Below are 17,771 nucleotides of genomic sequence, written 5' to 3'. Positions count from 1 at the left end.
CGCCGACGCCACGAGCCGAAGGACAACGATGTCTGAAGATGCATTTGCCGGAGACCAGCCTGCGGGAGACCCGGCCGCGGGCGCCGCGCCTGCCGGAGGCCCGGCCGCGGTGACGGCCGGCGGCGGGGCCGTCCCGAGTGACCTGGCGATTGCGCAGCAGTCCGCCATGCGCCCGATCGAGGAGATCGCCGCCGCGGCGGGCATCAACGCCGAAGCCCTGGAGCTCTACGGCCGCTACAAGGCCAAGATCGACCCGGCGCAGCTCACGGTCCCGGCTTCCGGTGCTGCCCGCGCCCCCGGCAAGGTGGTGCTCGTGTCCGCGATGTCGCCCACGCCCGCGGGGGAAGGCAAGTCCACCACCACGGTGGGGCTGGCGGATTCCCTGGCCCGCGCGGGGCATCGGGTCATGATCGCGCTGCGCGAACCGTCGCTGGGCCCCATCCTCGGCATGAAGGGCGGCGCCACCGGCGGCGGCTACTCCCAGGTGCTGCCCATGGACCAGATCAACCTGCACTTCACCGGGGACTTCCACGCCGTCACCTCCGCGAACAACGCCCTGATGGCCCTCGTGGACAACCACATCTTCCAGGGCAATGAGCTGAACATCGATCCGCGCCGGATGACCTTCAAGCGGGTGCTGGACATGAATGACCGCTCGCTCCGGGAGGTCGTGATCGGGCTGGGCGGCCCGGCGCAGGGCGTGCCGCGGCAGGACGGCTTCGACATCACGGTCGCCTCCGAGATCATGGCGGTGTTCTGCCTCGCCACGGATCTCGCCGACCTCCGCGGCCGGCTGGGCCGGATCACCTTCGGCTACACGTACGACCGGCTGCCGGTCACGGTCTCGGACCTGGGCGTGCAAGGGGCGCTGACCCTGTTGCTCCGGGATGCGATCAAGCCGAACCTGGTGCAGAGCATCGCCGGCACCCCCGCCCTGGTGCACGGCGGGCCCTTCGCGAACATCGCCCACGGCTGCAACTCCCTCATCGCCACGCTGACGGCCCGGCGCCTGGCGGACATCGTGGTGACCGAGGCCGGCTTCGGCGCGGACCTCGGCGCCGAAAAGTACATGGACATCAAGGCGAGGGTGGCCGACGTCGCGCCGTCCGCCGTCGTGCTAGTCGCAACGGTCCGTGCGCTGAAGATGCACGGCGGCGTGGCCATGGACCGGCTCGGGGAGCCCAACGTGGAGGCGCTGGCCGCCGGTGTGGCCAATCTCCAGCGCCACATCCGCAACGTCGAGAAGTTCGGCATCACGCCGGTGGTCGCGATCAACAAGTTCGGCACCGACAGCCGGGCCGAACTGGACTGGCTGCTGGACTGGTGTGCGGCCGCGGGCGTCCCGGCCGCGGTGGCCGATGTCTGGGGACGCGGCGGTGGCGGGGACGGCGGGGACGAACTGGCGGCCAGGGTCCTGGCCGCGCTCGACGCCCCGCACAGCTTCAAACACCTGTACCCGCTCGAACTGTCTGTGGAGGACAAGATCCGCACCATCGTGCAGGAGGTGTACGGCGCGGACGGCGTGGACTTCTCCGTCCCGGCGCTGAAACGGCTCGCGGAAATCGAGAAGAACGGCTGGTCGCATCTCCCGGTCTGCATGGCCAAGACCCAGTATTCATTCAGCGACGACGCCACGAAACTGGGCGCGCCGAAGGGCTTCACGGTCCACGTCCGGGACCTCATCCCCAAGACCGGGGCGGGATTCATCGTGGCCCTGACGGGCGCCGTGATGACGATGCCCGGCCTGCCCAAGGTGCCGGCGGCGATGCGGATGGACGTCGACCCTGACGGCAATCCCGTCGGCCTCTTCTAGACCCTCCCTCACCTCCCGCGGCTTCCACCCCGACCCTCCCTCACCTCCTACAGAGGCTGCCATGCCTGTGGATAACTTCTGCACCCTTGGCCTGATTCCGCCAGAATGCGACTATGCAAAAACGAACGGCGCTTCCCAACCCGCTGAACTCGGCACCCTTCACCATCGCTTCCTCACGGCAGCTGGGGGTGCCGGACAACAGACTCAGACAGGCCGACGTCGAGCACGTCAGCCGCGGGCTGTACCGCCGGAGTTTCGATCTTGAGGCAGCGGCGCGCGCGCTTTCCGGCGTGTCGCCTGGCGCATGGATCTCTCATGTCACATCCGCCAGACGCAGGTCTTCCGGAACCCCAGCTTCAGCTCCCCTTGCGGCCGGACAGCCCCGCCAGCCCGACAGCCGATCTCGGGTATCGCTATCGGCGGCTCGCCATCCAGTACGACGGCGGCCATCACCTCCTCGAGGATCAGATCCTGAGCGACCGCCGCCGGGACAAGGCCTTTGAATCTGCGGGATGGACCATTACTCATCGTGAAGAAGGACGATCTGGCCGACGGATTCGGACAGGCCGTGGTGAAGATCAAGCGAATGCTGCGCACCGCCTGGCTTGACTATCCGGCGGCATCCGGCTTTGTCGACGCGGGGTGAATGGGTGCCGCCGTTCACCCGCGAGACGTGCGGGAGCGTCGCGCACCCCCGCGCTTCACGCGGCGGGGCCCCTGACGGCCTGTTCGGATCGTGGAACCGGGCCGGCGGGGACGGCATTCCGCTTCGCTCCGGCCGGGCGCGGGGTCCCGCCACGCTTAAGCGAGAAGAAAATCACGGCGACGCCGAGCGCCACAAGCCCCGCAACATACACTGCGGTGGGCGCGTCCTCCGCAAGGAGCCGGGGAATCGCCCGTCCTGGCATCCCTGCTGCGAAGGCGAACGCCACGGCAATGCCGATGTAGCTGCCGATCATGTTTCCCCGATGGGACCGGATGTCGGCCCGGATGGCAGCGACCAGCCCCAGGGTAACGGTCAGAAGAGTGAACGCGGAAAGTCCGTGCAGCCAGGTGAAGTGCCCTTCGCTCACGATCCAGAAGCTGCTGACGCAGACGTAGTACATTGCGGCAACCCACAGCAGGCCCATTGTGCGGTGGATCCGGTCGCGGCGGCGCCTGAGGACTTGGAGGGGCGCGAGCGCGAGGACAAAAAGCGCGGCAACGACGTGGCTGACCAGCAGTGCATTCCAATGCTCCATGGCTTTAGGATAGAGCCACTATCCAATGAATGTACATCAGGATAGCGGGCGCGGCGTCCGCTATCCAAGGGTTCCGGTCCAGGAGGCGCGCCGTGCAGCTCAAGGAACTAAGCGAGCAGACCGGAGTTTCCGCCGCCAGCATCAAGTACTACCTGCGCGAGGGCCTCCTGCCGGCCGGGGAGAGCGTCCACGCAACGCGGGCGCAATACTCGGACCGGCACGTGAGCCGCCTCAGACTGATCCAGGCCCTGCGCAAGGTGGCGGGCCTGAACATTGAGCAGATCCGGAACCTTCTTCAGCTGGCCGACTGCGGCGCTCCCCGCCTCGAGCTTCTCGCCGCCGTCCAGCGAACGGTGCTGGGCCTGGATGCGGTCAGTACCGACCGCGGTGACATCCGCACGGAGGCGGGCGACGCCGTCGTGCGGTTGCGGAACTGGCCGGACGTACCCAGCGATGCCCGGAACGCCTTGAACGCGCACCTGTCGCTGATGGAAAGCCTCGGCGTGCCCGTTCCCGTCGAGCTGCTGGATGCCTACAGCAAGGCGCTTGACGACATTGGATCCCTGGACATTTCGGCCACCACGGCGCCGGAGGACGTCAACCAGCTGATCCTGACCGCCGCCGTCGGGATGCATCTGCACAGCCGGCTGGTGCTCAAGCTGCTGGCGCTGGCCCAGGCGAGCCACGCCATCCGCCGCTACGAGCCTGGCACTTAACGAAGCCGCTCCCCCACACCGCGAAACGTGAGGGAGCGTCCACCCCCACACCGCGAAACGTGAGGGAGCGTCGGAAGGGGGTTAGCGCTCCAGGTCGCCGCGGATGAAGGCCTCGACCTTTTCACGGGCGAGGTCGTCGTTGAACTGCTCCGGCGGGGACTTCATGAAGTAGCTCGATGCCGAGAGCAGCGGGCCGCCGATGCCGCGGTCCAGGCCGATCTTGGCGGCGCGGATGGCGTCGATGATCACGCCGGCGGAGTTGGGCGAGTCCCAGACCTCGAGCTTGTATTCCAGCGACACCGGGGCGTCGCCGAAGTTGCGGCCCTCGAGGCGCACGAAGGCCCACTTGCGGTCGTCCAGCCACTGCACGTAGTCCGACGGGCCGATGTGGACGTCGCGCGGGGCGATCTCGGCTTCCACGTTGGAGGTCACGGCCTGGGTCTTGGAGATCTTCTTGGACTCGAGGCGGTCGCGCTCCAGCATGTTCTTGAAGTCCATGTTGCCGCCGACATTGAGCTGGTAGGTGCGGTCCAGCGTGACGCCGCGGTCTTCGAAGAGCTTGGCCATGACCCGGTGCGTGATGGTGGCACCGATCTGGCTCTTGATGTCGTCGCCCACGATCGGCACGCCGGCGGCGGTGAACTTGTCCGCCCAGGCCTTGGTGCCGGCGATGAAGACCGGCAGGGCGTTGACGAAGCCCACGCCGGCGTCGATGGCGCACTGGGCGTAGAACTCGGCGGCTTCCTGCGACCCGACGGGCAGGTAGCAGACCATGACGTCGACCTTGGCGTCCTTGAGGACCTGGACGACATCGACGGGCTCCTCGGCGGACTGCTCGATGGTCTCGAGGTAGTACTTGCCGAGCCCGTCGAGGGTCGGCCCGCGCTGGACGGTGACGCCGGTCGGCGGGACATCGGCGATCTTGATGGTGTTGTTCTCGCTCGCCAGGATGGCCTCGGACAGGTCCAGGCCCACCTTCTTGCCGTCGACGTCGAAAGCGGCAACAAAGTCAACGTCGTTGACGTGGTACTTGCCGAACTCCACGTGCATCAGACCCGGGATCGTGGCCTGGGGGTCGGCATCCCGGTAGTACTGGACGCCCTGGACCAGCGAAGTGGCACAGTTACCTACGCCAACGATTGCAACACGAATCGGATTTGAAGACACGGAACTCCTTTAGGAACAAACTTCACGCACCCGGTGGGGACGCACTCTGATGTGCGACGGCGGCAGACGGGCACGGGGCCGTACGGCACCCTAGCATTGTAGTCAACGCCGCCGCGGCCGCGCTTGTTCCCGTCCCCGGCCGAGATCTCTGTTACGTTAGCGGGTCCGGCTCTCGCTGCGCCCACAGGTTGATGTCCGACTCGACGGCGAACTCGTCGATCGCGGTGAGCTCACCGGCCGAGAAGTCGAGCCGGTTGATGGCGGCGAGCGTGTCCTCGAGCTGCCGGACGCTGGAGGCGCCCACGAGGGCGGAGGTCACGGACGAGCCCCTGGGCTGCCCGCGGAGGATCCAGGCGATGGCCAGCTGCGCCAGCGACTGCCCGCGGCCTTCGGCGATGCGGTTGAGGCCGCGCACCCGGTCCAGCCTCTCCTCGGTGATGGTGGATCCGGCCAGGGATTTCGCCTGGTCGGCGCGCGATCCGGCCGGAATGCCCTGGAGGTAGCGGTCGGTGAGCAGGCCCTGCGCCAGCGGGGAGAACGCGATGGAGCCCGCGCCCACCTGCTCCAGTGCCTCGTAGAGGTTGGGGGTGCCGTTTTCGGTCCAGCGGTTCAGCATGGAGTAGCTGGGCTGGTGGATCAGCAGCGGCGTGCCCAGTTCCTTCAGGATCCGTGCGGCTTCCAGGGTCTGCTCGGGCGTGTAGGAGGAGATGCCGGCGTACAGGGCCCTGCCGGAGCGGACAGCCGAATCCAGGGCGCCCATGGTCTCCTCCAGCGGCGTCTCCGGGTCCGGGCGGTGGCTGTAGAAGATGTCCACGTAGTCCAGGCCCATCCGGTCCAGTGACTGGTCCAGGCTCGCGAGCAGGTACTTCCGGGACCCCCATTCCCCGTACGGGCCCGGCCACATGTCGTAGCCGGCCTTGGTCGAGATGATGAGTTCGTCCCGGTAGGGCCCGAAATCGTCCCGCAGGTGCCGGCCGAAGTTGGTCTCGGCGGACCCTGCCCGGGGGCCGTAGTTGTTGGCGAGGTCGAAGTGGTTGACGCCGAGGTCGAAGGCGCGGCGCAGGATGGCCCGCTGGACCTCGAAGGGTTTGTCATCGCCGAAGTTGTGCCACAGGCCCAGGGAGATGGCGGGGAGTTTCAGGCCGCTGCGTCCCACCCGGCGGTAGGGCATGGAGTCGTAGCGGGTGTCTGCTGCGGAATAAGCCATGGGTACTATCCTGTCGTAGGTAGCGAGGGTTACGGGGTGAGAATTGCGGCGCTGTGGCCGGGAAGGTCCAGCAGGCCGGCCGGCCCGCCCGGGTCAAGCCGGACGCCGTCGTCGGTGGCCAGCGCGAGCCGTGCCCCGGTCACGGCAACGCGCCGCGGTTCGGGCGAGAAGTTCATCGCCACCTGGACGGGGCCGCGCCGCAGCAGGAGCCAGCGGTCCTCCTCGCTGAAGTCCACCTCGGTGCCGTCGAAGCCGGGTCCGGCGAGCTCCGGCGTCGCGCGGCGCAGCGCGATGAGTGCCCGGTAGAGCTCCAGGAGCCGGGCGTGGACGCCGTCGGCGGCTTCGGACCAGTCCAGCTTGGAGCGGGTGAAGGTGTCCGGGTCCTGCGGGTCGGGCACGACGGCGGGATCCCAGCCCATCCGCTCGAACTCCCTGATCCGGCCGTCCGCGGTGGCCTTGCCCAGCTCCGGTTCAGGGTGCGAGGTGAAGAACTGCCAGGGCGTGGTGGCGCCGTACTCCTCGCCCATGAACAGCATGGGGGTGAACGGGGACGTCAGGGTGGCGACGGCGGCGAGCGCCAGCGGCCCGTAGCCCAGCGACGCGGACAGCCGGTCTCCGGTGGCGCGGTTGCCGATCTGGTCGTGGTTCTGGCTGCAGACCACGAGGGCGGCGGGGTGGACCAGTGCGGCGTCGATCGGCCGGCCGTGGTGCCGTCCGCGGAAGCTCGAGTAGCTGCCGTCGTGGAAGAAGCCCCTGGCCAGGACCTTGGCGAGGGCTCCCAGCGAGCCGAAGTCACCGTAGTAGCCGGTGGTCTCGCCGCTGACGTTGACATGGACGGCGTGGTGGAAGTCGTCGCTCCACTGCCCGGCGAGGCCGTAGCCGTTGACGCCGCGCGGGTAGAGCAGGCGCGGGTTGTTCAGGTCCGATTCGGCGATCAATGTGGCGGGGCGTCCCGTTTCCGCGGCGACGGCGTCGGCGAGGGCCCCGAATTCCTCCAGGAGGTGGACCGCCCGCTCGTCCTTGAAGGCGTGCACGGCGTCCAGGCGCAGGCCGTCCACGTGGTATTCGCGCAGCCACATGGCGGCGTTGTCCAGGATGTAGCGGCGCACCTCGTCCGAGCCGGGCCCGTCCAGGTTGACGGACTCCCCCCAGGTGTTGCCCTCGCCGGACTTGAGGTACGGCCCGAAGCGGGCCAAGTAGTTCCCGCTGGGACCCAGATGGTTGTAGACCACGTCCTGGATGACGCCCAGGCCGGCGGCGTGCGCGGCGTCCACGAAGCGCTGGTAGGCGGCGGGGCCGCCGTAGCCTTCGTGGACCGTGTACCAGGCGACGCCGTCGTAGCCCCAGTTGTGGGTGCCGTTGAAGCCGTTGACCGGCAGCAGCTCGACGAAATCGACGCCGAGCCCGGCGAGGTAGCCCAGCTTCCCGATGGCCGCGTCCAGGGTCCCTCCGGGGGTGAAGGTTCCCAGATGGAGCTCGTAGATCACGGCGCCCCGAAGCTCCCGCCCCGCCCACTGCCCGTCCGCCCACTGGTGGCTGCCGGCGTCGAAGGTCCGCGAGAGCGAGTGGACGCCCGCGGGCTGGCGCCGGGACCGCGGATCCGGCAGCGGCGTCGGGTCCTGGTCGAGCAGGTAGCCGTAGTCGACGTCGCCGGCGGCGGGGGCGCCGACGGCGGTCCACCAGCCGGCTCCGGCTCCCCCGTCCCCGGCCGACCCGGCGCGGCTCATCGGGTACCTCTGTCCGTCGGCGAGGAGGGTCACTGCCTCGGCGTCCGGCGCCCAGAGATCGAAGCGTCCGGTTCCGTGTACTGGCAAGGTCATGGCATTTTTCCGTTCCCCATGTCGGTTGTTCAAGGAGTCCCTAGGCCGCGGGTACCAGCAGGGCGACCGGGTAGGTCTCCAGAATCTGCCCGACGTCGACCTTGCCCGGGCCAAAGGAGCGGCCTGTCAGCTCGTCCGTCATCGCGGCACCAAGAACGATGGCGCTGTCCTGCCAGCCGCCCTTCTGCTCGAGTCCGCGGGGCAGCCGGGTCGCCAGCGTGAGCGCGCCGGGCGCGGAAGCGCTGCCGCGGTCAAAGGCGAGCAGGTGCCCTGCCGCGGCGCCCGTGGCGTGCACCGCCGCGTAGCCGGTGAACAGCTCCGGCCGGTCCCGGCGCAGGCGCAGCGCCCGCGAGGTCACCAGCAGCTTGGCCGTTTCGTCGAGGAACGACGCCGGCCGGACGCCGGCGTCGAGCGCGGCCAGGGCCTCGCGGCGCGCGCCGAAGTCGACCTGCCTGCGGTTGTCCGGATCGGTCAGCGAACGGTCCCAGAATTCGGTGCCCTGGTAGACGTCCGGAACGCCGGGCATGGTCAGCTGCACCAGCTTGGCCGCCAGCGCGTTGGAGGCGCCATAGGGCTCCAGCAGGACCGCGAGGGCCTCCAGTTCCGCGCGCACCCCGCCGTTGTCGAAGGCGGCGTCGACGGCGGCCGCCAGGGTCTGCTCGAAGGCCGCGTCGGGGTCCGTCCAGTTGGTCGAGTTGCCGGCCTCGCGGGCGGCCTTCCGGGCGTAGGACTGCAGCCGTTCCCGGTCCGCGGGCCAGACGCCGGCAACGGCCTGCCACAGCAGGTTCGCCAGCGGCCCGTCGGGCAGCGGTGCCAGCCGCCGAAGCCGGCCCAGGGCGGCAGTCCACTCCGGCGCCAGCTCCGCGAGCACCGAGATCCGGGCCCGGGTGTCCTCGCTGCGTTTCGTGTCGTGGGTGCTGAGCGTGGTCATGGACAGCGGGAGCGCTGCCTGCCGGTGCGCCATCCGGGCGTGGAACCCGTCCGGGGTGAGCGCGAATTCGGTGGGATCGGCGCCCACTTCGGTCAGCGTGCCGAGGCGGGTGTAGCGGAAGAACGCGGTGTCCTCCACCCCCTTGGCCATGACCATGCCGGAGGTCTGCTGGAAGCGGCGCGCCAGCTCCGAAGAAGCGTCGAGCAGGAGCGGCAGCAGCAGCCCGACGGCGGGTCCGAGCTCCGGCCGGCGGCGGACGGCGAGTCCGCAGGCCCCCTTGAGGACCTCTTCGCCTTCCGGCAGGTAGCTGCGGTAGACCGGGAACGCGGCAATGATTTCGGCCAGCGCATCGGCGGCCGGTTCACCGCCCAGGCCCGTGCCGGCGGGTACCAGGCGGGCCAGCCGGAGCATCTCCGCATGCAGGGTCCCGTCGGTGATCCTGCGCTTGGTTCCGCGGATCATCTCCTCGTAGTCGGCGGGCCGGCCGCCGCGGAGTTCGGCGTCGAGCGCATCGAGCGGTGCCTGCCCGGCGGCGTCGACGAAGACCCGGTCCACGTCCGCGAGGGCGTCGTAGCCGGTGGTCCCCTCGCAGTCGAAGCCGGCGGGGAGCACCTCCCCCGGTTCGAGGATCTTCTCGATCAGCAGGTAAGCCCCGCCGGTGGCCTCCCGCAGGCGGCGCAGGTAGCCTGCGGGGTCGGCCAGGCCGTCCGGGTGGTCGATCCGCAGCCCGTCGACGAGCCCTTCCCGGAACCAGCGGAGCACCTCGGCGTGGGCTTCGTCGAAGACCCCCGGGAGCTCCACCCGGATCCCGGCCAGGGTGCTGACGGCGAAAAACCGGCGGTAGTTCAGCTCGTTGTCAGCCCGCCGCCAGCCGATCAGCTCGTAGTGCTGCCGGCCGTGGACCTCGCGCGGGGCGTCGGCAGTGGAGTCACCTGCGGTGTAGCTGCCGTCGGCCAGCGGGAAGCGGTGGTCGTAGTAGCGCAGCTCCCCGTCCCGGATCTGGAGCGCGTCCAGGTCCGAGTCCTCCCCCAGCACGGGGATCCGGATGCGGCCGCCGCCAAAGTCCCAGTCGACGTCGAACGCCCGGGCGTAGCGGGACTGCCGGCCTTCCTTGAGCAGCGACCACCACCACGGGTTCTGCGCCGGGGTCGCGACGCCGACGTGGTTGGGCACGATGTCCACGAGCACCCCCAGGCCGGCCTCCCGCGCCGCCCGCGACACCGCCGCGAGCCCCTCGGCCCCGCCGCGGTCGGGGTCGACGGCGGCGGGATCGGTGACGTCGTAGCCGTGGTCCGAGCCCCGCTCGGCCGTCAGGACCGGCGAGAGGTAGACCCAGTCCGCGCCCAGCGACTTCAGGTACGGCACGGTGTCCGCGGCGTCCTGCAGCGTAAAGCCGGGACGGATCTGCAGCCGGTAGGTGGAGACCGGCGTCCTCATGATGTGGAGTCCTTCGGGGCTGCCGGACCCTTCGCCGCCCGTTTCTCCGCGGCCTGGTTCTCCGGAGCGGCCTTCTTCCGAGCGGCCTTCTCCGGGGCGGCTTTCTTCCGAGCTGCTTTCGTCGTGGCGGCTTTCGTCGTGGCGGAACCCGCCGCAGCCTCCGCCGCCGCAGCCGCCGCCCTTGCGGCCTCCGCCGCCGCGGCCGCCGCGGATGCCTCGTCTTCCAGAGCCTCCGCCATGGCGGCCAGGGAGGCAGCGGCGGAGTAGTCCACCTCCACCTCGGGCCCCGAGTAGGCCCGCAGCACCACCATGGACTTGGCCGCCAGTTTCACCACCGAGCCTGCCTTGAGCGGTTCGTCCTTGTCGGCCTGGTCCGCGGTGTCGACCAGCAGGTCCCAGAACGGCGAATACTCTTCGGCCGGCAGCACGAAGTCCACGTTGTCGTCGTGGGCATTGAAACAGAGCAGGAAGCTGTCGTCCGTGATCCGGCGTCCGCGCGCATCCTGTTCCTGGATGCCGTGCCCGTTGTAGAAGACGCCGATCGTGCGGCCGAAGCCGCTGTCCCAGTCCTCGGGCAGCATTTCGGTGCCGTCCGTTGTCAGCCAGACAATGTCCGGCAGCTTTTCGCCCTCGCCGCGGCGCACCGGGCGGCCGTCGAAGAAGCGGCTGCGGCGGAACGTCGGGTGGTCGTGGCGGATCTTGTTGACGACGGCGGTGAACTCCACCAGCGGCTGGTCCACGGCGTCCCAGTGGATCCAGCTCAGCTCGGAGTCCTGGCAGTAGGTGTTGTTGTTGCCCTGCTGGGTACGGCCCAGTTCGTCGCCGTGCAGCAGCATCGGCACCCCCTGCGACAGCAGCAGCGTAGCGATGAAGTTGCGCTGCTGGCGGGCGCGGAGGGTCAGCACGGTGTCGTCGTCGGTGTCCCCTTCCTGGCCGCAGTTCCAGGAGCGGTTGTGCGATTCGCCGTCGTTGTTGCCTTCGCCGTTGGCGTCGTTGTGCTTCTCGTTGTAGGACACGAGGTCGCGCATGGTGAACCCGTCGTGTGCCGTGACGAAGTTGATGGACGCCACCGGTCGCCGGGCCGAGCTCTCGTACAGGTCCGCGGAGCCGGTCAGGCGCGAGGCGAATTCGCCCAGGGTGGACGGTTCGCCGCGCCAGAAGTCACGGACGGTGTCCCGGTACTTGCCGTTCCACTCGGTCCACTGCGGCGGGAAATTGCCCACCTGGTAGCCGCCGGGTCCGACGTCCCACGGCTCGGCGATCAGTTTGACCTGGGAGACGATGGGGTCCTGCTGGATGAGTTCGAAGAAGGTGGAGAGCTTGTCGACGTCGTAGAACTCGCGGGCGAGCGTGGAGGCGAGGTCAAAGCGGAAGCCGTCAACGTGCATTTCCGTCACCCAGTACCGCAGGGAGTCCATCAGCAGCTGGAGGGAGTGGGGGTGCCGGACGTTGAGCGAGTTTCCGGTGCCGGTGTAGTCCATGTAGTGCTTGAGGTCATCATCGACCAGGCGGTAATACGCGGCGTTGTCGATGCCCTTGAAGGACAGCGTGGGGCCAAGGTGGTTGCCCTCCGCGGTGTGGTTGTAGACCACGTCCAGGATCACCTCGATGCCGGCCCTGTGCAGGTCCCGGACCATGGCCTTGAACTCCTGGACCTGGTGCCCGACGTCGCCGGAGGAGCTGTAGGTGTTCTGCGGCGCGAAGAAGCCGATGGTGTTGTAGCCCCAGTAGTTGTTGAGGCCCTTCTCCACGAGCGTGCCGTCGTTGATGAACTGGTGGACGGGCATGAGCTCGATGGCGGTGATCCCGAGCTTCTTGAGGTGCTCGACCACGGCGGGGTGCGCCACCCCGGCGTAGGTGCCGCGTTGTTCTTCCGGGATGTCCGGGTGCAGCTCGGTCAGGCCCTTGACATGGGCCTCGTAGATCACCGACTGGTGGTAGGGAATGCGCAGCTGGCGGTCACCGTCCCATTCGAAAAACGGGTTGATGACCACCCCGTGCATGGTGTGAGGGGCGGAGTCCGCGTCGTTCCGTGACAGGGGGTCGCCGAAATTGTACGAAAAGAGCGCCGGGTCCCAGTCGATCTGGCCCTGGATGGCCTTCGCGTACGGGTCCATCAGCAGCTTGTTGGCATTGAAACGGCTGCCCTGTTCCGGCTCGTACGGTCCGTGGACCCGGTAGCCGTATTTCTGGCCGGGCTGGACCTGCGGCAGGTAGCAGTGCCACACATAGCCGTCCACCTCCGTCAGCTCGATCAGGGTCTCGGTCAGGTCATCAGCCAGGAGGCAGAGCTCGACCTTTTCCGCCCGCTCGCTGAACAAAGCGAAGTTGGTGCCGGTGCCGTCAAAAGTGGCTCCCAGCGGGTAAGCCGATCCGGGCCAGACTTCCATAAGTACTCCTCGTGCGTGGCGGTAATCTCTAGACAGACTACTGGTAAGTAGGGTTAGTATTCCTGTTTTGGCGCCTTGCGGCCGCTTGTTGACCCGGTGATGACAGCTTGCCTACAGCGTGCGGATCACCTCGGGAATGCTGCCGGCGATGGCGCCTGCGGTCACCGGGCCGCCCCCGGAGGCCAGCGCCCCGGCACGGCCGTGCAGGCTGGCCGCCATGGCCGCGATCGCCGCCCACCTCGCGTCGGGATCGATGCCCCGTTCAGCGAAGCGCCCGACGTCGGCACCCAGTTGCGCCAGCAGCGCACCGATGACTCCGGCCAGGACGTCGCCACTGCCGGCCGTGGCGAGCCAGGGCGTACCTTCGGCCTGGCTGTAGAAGTCCTGGTAAGGGGAGGCCACGAGGGTGGTCGCACCTTTGAGCAGCACGGTGGCTTCGGTCAGGCCGGCGGCGCGCCGCACAGCGCCGAGCGTGGCGGCCTCCACCGCCGGGCGGTCCAGTTCCACCCCGAGGCGCTTCAGCAGGGCCGCCAGTTCGCCGGCGTGGGGCGTCAGGACCACCTGCGGGGCCAGCACCTCAGGCAGGGCCGGCAGTGCGCCGGCGTCGGCAATCGTCGGCAGGCCCGAGTCTGCGGCGTCGCGGGCGCGCTGCAGCTGCTGCTCATCGGATTCGTCCAGCCCGGAGCCCACGAGCCAGGCCTGGACGTGCGCATCGGCCACCGCTCCGGTGCTGCACACGATCTCGGGGCACCACCGGCGGACGAGGTCGGCGACGTCGGGGGGCCCGAGATAGCGCACCATGCCCGCGCCGGCGGCGAGGGCTCCCCGGCAGGCCAGCACGGCGGCGCCCGGATAGGCGGCGGAGCCTGCCACCACCCCGAGCACGCCCCGGGAGTACTTGTGTGCCCGCCGCCCGGGGTGCGGCAGCAGGGCGGCAAGGTCCCCGGCCTCCAGCCGCTGCAGGGCCGGCCACGGAAGACCGGCCTCGATGCCGATGGGGAGCACCTGCACACGCCCGGCAAAGTCCGCCCCCGGGTCGGCCAGCAGGCCGGCCTTGGCGGCGCCAAAGGTCACGGTCACGTCGGCGGTGAGCACCGGCGCCGGTGCTTCCCCGGTGTCCGCGTCCACCCCGCTCGGTATGTCGCAGGCAACCACCAGCCGGGGGCGTGCCCGTTCCAGGGCCGCCATCAGGTCGGCCGCGGGGCCCCGCAGTCCGCCCCGGGCGCCGGTCCCCAGGACGGCATCAATCACGACGTCGGCGCGGGCCGCGGCCGCCGCCTGCTCCGCGCCGTTCCCGGCCGTGAGGGCAACGGCGCGGCCGCCCGCCTTGCGGAACGCGGCCAGCCCGGCAGCGTGGGCGTCCCCGCCGGTGAGCACCGCCGTCGTCCGCATGCCCCGGCCGGCCAGCAGCACGGCCGCGAACAGCCCGTCGCCGCCGTTGTTGCCCTTGCCCGCCAGCACGGTGACGCTGGAGCCGTAGAGCCGCTGCCCGCGGCTGCGCAGCTCGCGGATCACGGTGTTGGCGAGGCCGTAGGCGGCGCGCTGCATGAGGACAGCGTCCGCGCCGGCGTCCAGGCCCGCTTCGAGAACGCGCTTTTCAGCCTCCCGTATCTGGGTTCCGGTGTAGGCGCTGATCATGGTTTTTCCGTCCATTCAGTGCGGTCGCTGGGAAGTCCGGATCTGTTCGGGCGGGCTCTGTTCGGGGTGGTGGCGCGCCCAGCCGGCGTTTCTCAGCCTTCGGCGACGACCGTCGCGGTGGCGATCCCGCCGTCGTGGCTCATCGACAGGTGCCAGCGCTTGACGCCCTTGGACTCCGCCACGGCCAGCACGGTCCCCTTGACCTGGACCGTGGGACCGTTCTGGTCCAGCCCGATCCAGCAGTCCTGCCAGTTCATGCCCGCCGGAGCCCCCAGCACCTTGGCCACGGCCTCCTTGGCGGCGAACCGGGCGGCCAGGGACCGGGTGTTCAGGTCACGTTCGGCCGGGACGAACAGCCGGTCGCGCAGCCCGGGGGTGCGCTCCAGCTGCCGGCCGAACCGCTCGATGTCTACGACGTCTACGCCAATGCCAACAATCATGGCGCTATTCTACGGTGACGCTCTTGGCCAGGTTGCGCGGCTGGTCCACGTCGTATCCCTTGGCGGAGGCGAGGGCGAGGGCGAAGATCTGCAGCGGGACCGTGCTGAGCAGCGGGGCCAGGAGCGTGGGGGTCTCCGGGATGTAGAAGACGTGCTCGGCGTACGCCTTGACGGCCTCGTCGCCTTCTTCGGCGATCACGATGGTCTTGGCGCCGCGCGCCCGGACTTCCTGGATGTTGGAGACCACCTTGGCGTGCAGGGAATCCCGCCCGCGCGGTGACGGGACCACCACGAAGACCGGCTGGCCCTCTTCGATCAGCGCGATCGGGCCGTGCTTGAGCTCACCGGCGGCGAAGCCTTCGGCGTGGATGTAGGCGAGCTCCTTGAGCTTGAGCGCGCCTTCCATGGCGACCGGGAAGCCGACGTGGCGGCCCAGGAACAGCACGGACTTGGCGTCGGCCATGGACCGGCCCAGCTCCTTGATCTGGCCCTCGTTGTCGAGGATCCGCTGGATCTTGGCCGGGATCTTGCCCAGGTCGGCCAGGATGTCCTTGATCTCGCCCTGGAACTTGTTCCCCCGCAGCTGCGCCAGGTACAGGCCCAGCAGGTAGGCGGCGGTGATCTGCGCCAGGAAGGCCTTGGTGGAGGCCACCGCGATCTCCGGTCCGGCGTGCGTGTACAGCACGGCGTCGGATTCGCGCGGGATCGTGGAGCCGTTGGTGTTGCAGATCGAGACCGTCTTGGCGCCCTGTTCCTTGGCGTAGCGGACAGCCATCAGGGTATCCATGGTTTCGCCGGACTGGGAGATCGAGACGATCAGGGTGTTCTGGTCGACGATCGGATCCCGGTAGCGGAATTCGTGCGAGAGCTCCACCTCGGTGGGGATCCGGCACCAGTGCTCGATCGCGTACTTCGCGACCTGCCCGGCGTACGCGGAGGTTCCGCAGGCCAGCACGATGATCTTGTTGGCGTTCTTGAGCAGCTGCGGGTCGATCCGGAGCTCGTCGAGCGTCAGCTTGCCGTGGACGTCGGAACGGCCCAGGAGCGTCTGGAGCACCGCGTCCGGCTGGTCGTGGATTTCTTTTTCCATGAAGGACGGGAAGCCGCCCTTTTCCGCCGAGGCCGGATCCCAGTCGACGTGGTATTCCTTGCCTTCGGCCGGGGCGCCGTAGAAGTCCGTGATCTCCACCGAATCGGCGGTGATGGTGACGATCTGGTCCTGGCCGAGCTCGACGGCGCGCCGCGTGTAGTCGATGAATCCGGAGACGTCGGAGCCCAGGAAGTTCTCGCCGTCGCCGAGTCCGACGACGAGCGGGGAGTTCCGGCGGGCAGCCACGACGACGTCGGGCTGGTCGGCGTGCACGGCGAGCAGGGTGAAGGCGCCGTCGAGGCGCTGGCAGGCAAGCTGCATGGCCCTGGTCAGCCCGCCGTCGGAGTCCCCGCCGCCGAGCTGGTTCCGGTAGATGTCGGCCAGCAGGGCGGCGGCCACCTCGGTGTCCGTCTCGGAGAGGAACGTCACACCCTTGCCCACGAGCTCCAGCTTGAGTTCGGCAAAGTTTTCGATGATGCCGTTGTGGATCAGCGCCAGCTTGCCGCCGTCGGCCAGGTGCGGGTGCGCGTTCTGGTCCGTGGGGCCGCCGTGGGTTGCCCAGCGGGTGTGGCCGATGCCGGTCGACGCTTCAGGCAGCGGGTTGGCCTCCAGCTCGGCGATCAGGTTGGCCAGTTTGCCCGACTTCTTGCGGGACGAAATGGTCCCGTCCGACACGACCGCGATCCCCGCCGAGTCGTAGCCGCGGTACTCCAGGCGCCGCAGTCCTTCCAGGACAACGTCCAGGGCATTGTGTCCAGTATTTACCCGGCCAGCTGAGTGGCCCACATATCCAACGATTCCACACATGGAGACCAGCCTAGCGGGTTTCCCGGACAGGGGACGTAGGACCAGTCCAGCATGACGGGGCTGTCCATTTCGCTCTCGGCCCAGTCAAGGGCAGAATCTCTAGGGTGACTTTGCAACGCAATGAAGCGAACGGCGACGGCGTCTCCCCGTTCGTGGAGCTGGACCGGCAGACCTGGTCCCGGCTCGCCGCCCAGATGGAGCAGCCCCTCAATCAAGAGGATGTGCTCCGCCTGCGCGGCCTCGGCGACCCCCTCGACATGAAGGAGGTCAGCGAGGTCTACCTGCCCCTCTCCCGGCTTCTGCACCTCTATGTGGAGGCAGCGGGCCAGCTGCACGCGGCCACCACCACCTTCCTCGGCGAGCGGACCCAGCGCACGCCCTTCGTGATCGGCGTGGCCGGCTCCGTGGCGGTGGGCAAGTCGACCATCGCCCGCGTGCTCCGGGAAATGCTCCGGCGCTGGCCGGGCACCCCCAACGTCGAACTCATCACCACGGACGGGTTCCTGTATCCGCTGGCCGAGCTGCAGCGCCGCCAGCTGCTGGAACGCAAAGGCTTTCCGGAGTCGTATGACCGCCGGGCCCTGCTGCGCTTCGTGAGCGAAATAAAGAGCGGCGCGGAAGAAGTCCGTGCCCCGTGGTACTCGCACGTGACGTACGACATTGTCCCCGGCCGGGAAGTGGTGGTGCGCCGCCCCGATGTGCTGATCGTCGAGGGGCTGAACGTCCTGGCGCCGGCCCGGCCGCGGCAGGACGGCCGCCAGGGCCTGGCGCTGAGTGATTTCTTTGACTTCTCCATTTATGTCGACGCCAAGACGTCCTATATCGAGGAGTGGTACGTGGACCGCTTCCGCAAGCTGCGGAGCACGGCGTTCGCGCAGCCGGAGTCCTATTTCCACCGGTATGCCACGCTGTCCGATTCCGAGGCGGAGCAGACCGCCCGCGACATCTGGAAGCGCATCAATGAGCCGAACCTGGAGGAGAACGTCCTTCCCACCCGGGGCCGCGCGCAGCTGGTCCTCACCAAGGATGCGGACCATTCCATCCGCCGCATGCTGCTGAGGAAGGTCTGACACC

At 68.8% G+C, this 17,771-nt stretch carries 12 protein-coding genes; 3 read left to right on the top strand and 9 right to left on the bottom strand.

The annotated features are described in order from the left end of the window. Window positions 1-28: 28 nt before the first annotated feature. The gene (locus ACQCSZ_RS02860; RefSeq protein WP_427006604.1) at window positions 29-1,813 is read left to right on the top strand and encodes a formate--tetrahydrofolate ligase; all 1,785 of its coding nucleotides are present in this window, start codon (window positions 29-31) and stop codon (window positions 1,811-1,813) included. A 701-nt stretch (window positions 1,814-2,514) separates the two neighbouring features. On the opposite strand, the gene ACQCSZ_RS02855 is transcribed toward ACQCSZ_RS02860, so the two are convergent. Next, window positions 2,515-3,054 carry a DUF2306 domain-containing protein gene (locus ACQCSZ_RS02855; protein ID WP_427006603.1) on the bottom strand — a complete coding sequence of 180 codons (540 nt, stop codon included), beginning with the start codon at window positions 3,052-3,054 and terminating at the stop codon, window positions 2,515-2,517. A gap of 92 nt (window positions 3,055-3,146) precedes the next feature. On the opposite strand from ACQCSZ_RS02855, the gene ACQCSZ_RS02850 reads away from it, so the two are divergent. Then, window positions 3,147-3,770: a MerR family transcriptional regulator gene (locus tag ACQCSZ_RS02850; protein WP_427006602.1), complete on the top strand. Its 624-nt coding sequence runs from the start codon at window positions 3,147-3,149 to the stop codon at window positions 3,768-3,770. An 81-nt stretch (window positions 3,771-3,851) separates the two neighbouring features. Here the strand turns inward: ACQCSZ_RS02850 and ACQCSZ_RS02845 are convergent, their stop codons facing one another. From ACQCSZ_RS02845 to glmS, 8 genes are all read right to left on the bottom strand, one after another. Next, the gene (locus ACQCSZ_RS02845; protein ID WP_427006601.1) at window positions 3,852-4,937 is read right to left on the bottom strand and encodes an inositol-3-phosphate synthase; all 1,086 of its coding nucleotides are present in this window, start codon (window positions 4,935-4,937) and stop codon (window positions 3,852-3,854) included. A 151-nt stretch (window positions 4,938-5,088) separates the two neighbouring features. Then, window positions 5,089-6,144 carry an L-glyceraldehyde 3-phosphate reductase gene (mgrA, locus tag ACQCSZ_RS02840; RefSeq protein ID WP_427006600.1) on the bottom strand — a complete coding sequence of 352 codons (1,056 nt, stop codon included), beginning with the start codon at window positions 6,142-6,144 and terminating at the stop codon, window positions 5,089-5,091. 29 nt (window positions 6,145-6,173) lie between these two features. After that, window positions 6,174-7,964 (bottom strand): malto-oligosyltrehalose trehalohydrolase, encoded by a 1,791-nt coding sequence (gene treZ / locus ACQCSZ_RS02835; protein ID WP_427006599.1) that lies wholly within the window; start codon window positions 7,962-7,964, stop codon window positions 6,174-6,176. 40 nt (window positions 7,965-8,004) lie between these two features. Further along, window positions 8,005-10,332, bottom strand: a complete 2,328-nt coding sequence (treY, locus tag ACQCSZ_RS02830; RefSeq protein ID WP_427006598.1) for a malto-oligosyltrehalose synthase — start codon at window positions 10,330-10,332, stop codon at window positions 8,005-8,007. Then, window positions 10,329-12,722 (bottom strand): glycogen debranching protein GlgX, encoded by a 2,394-nt coding sequence (glgX, locus tag ACQCSZ_RS02825; protein WP_427006597.1) that lies wholly within the window; start codon window positions 12,720-12,722, stop codon window positions 10,329-10,331. Before glgX ends, treY begins: the two co-directional genes overlap by 4 nt. A gap of 111 nt (window positions 12,723-12,833) precedes the next feature. Further along, on the bottom strand, window positions 12,834-14,360 hold the full coding sequence (locus ACQCSZ_RS02820; protein ID WP_427008471.1) for an NAD(P)H-hydrate epimerase: 1,527 nt from the start codon (window positions 14,358-14,360) through the stop codon (window positions 12,834-12,836). Between the two features lie 92 nt (window positions 14,361-14,452). Next, a complete protein-coding gene (locus ACQCSZ_RS02815; protein WP_211876623.1) occupies window positions 14,453-14,800 on the bottom strand; it encodes a holo-ACP synthase in 348 nt (115 codons plus the stop codon). Window positions 14,801-14,804: 4 nt separating this feature from the next. Next, the gene (gene glmS, locus ACQCSZ_RS02810) at window positions 14,805-16,697 is read right to left on the bottom strand and encodes a glutamine--fructose-6-phosphate transaminase (isomerizing) (RefSeq protein ID WP_427006596.1); all 1,893 of its coding nucleotides are present in this window, start codon (window positions 16,695-16,697) and stop codon (window positions 14,805-14,807) included. Between the two features lie 104 nt (window positions 16,698-16,801). Here glmS and coaA point away from each other — a divergent pair, with 104 nt between their 5' ends. Beyond that, complete coding sequence (coaA, locus tag ACQCSZ_RS02805) at window positions 16,802-17,767, top strand: type I pantothenate kinase (protein ID WP_427006595.1); 966 nt, start codon at window positions 16,802-16,804, stop codon at window positions 17,765-17,767. The last annotated feature ends 4 nt before the right edge of the window (window positions 17,768-17,771 follow it).

The organism is Pseudarthrobacter sp. H2, assembly GCF_050157045.1.
Taxonomy (GTDB): Bacteria; Actinomycetota; Actinomycetes; order Actinomycetales; family Micrococcaceae; genus Arthrobacter.
This window is presented reverse-complemented; position numbering and strand designations above follow the sequence as displayed.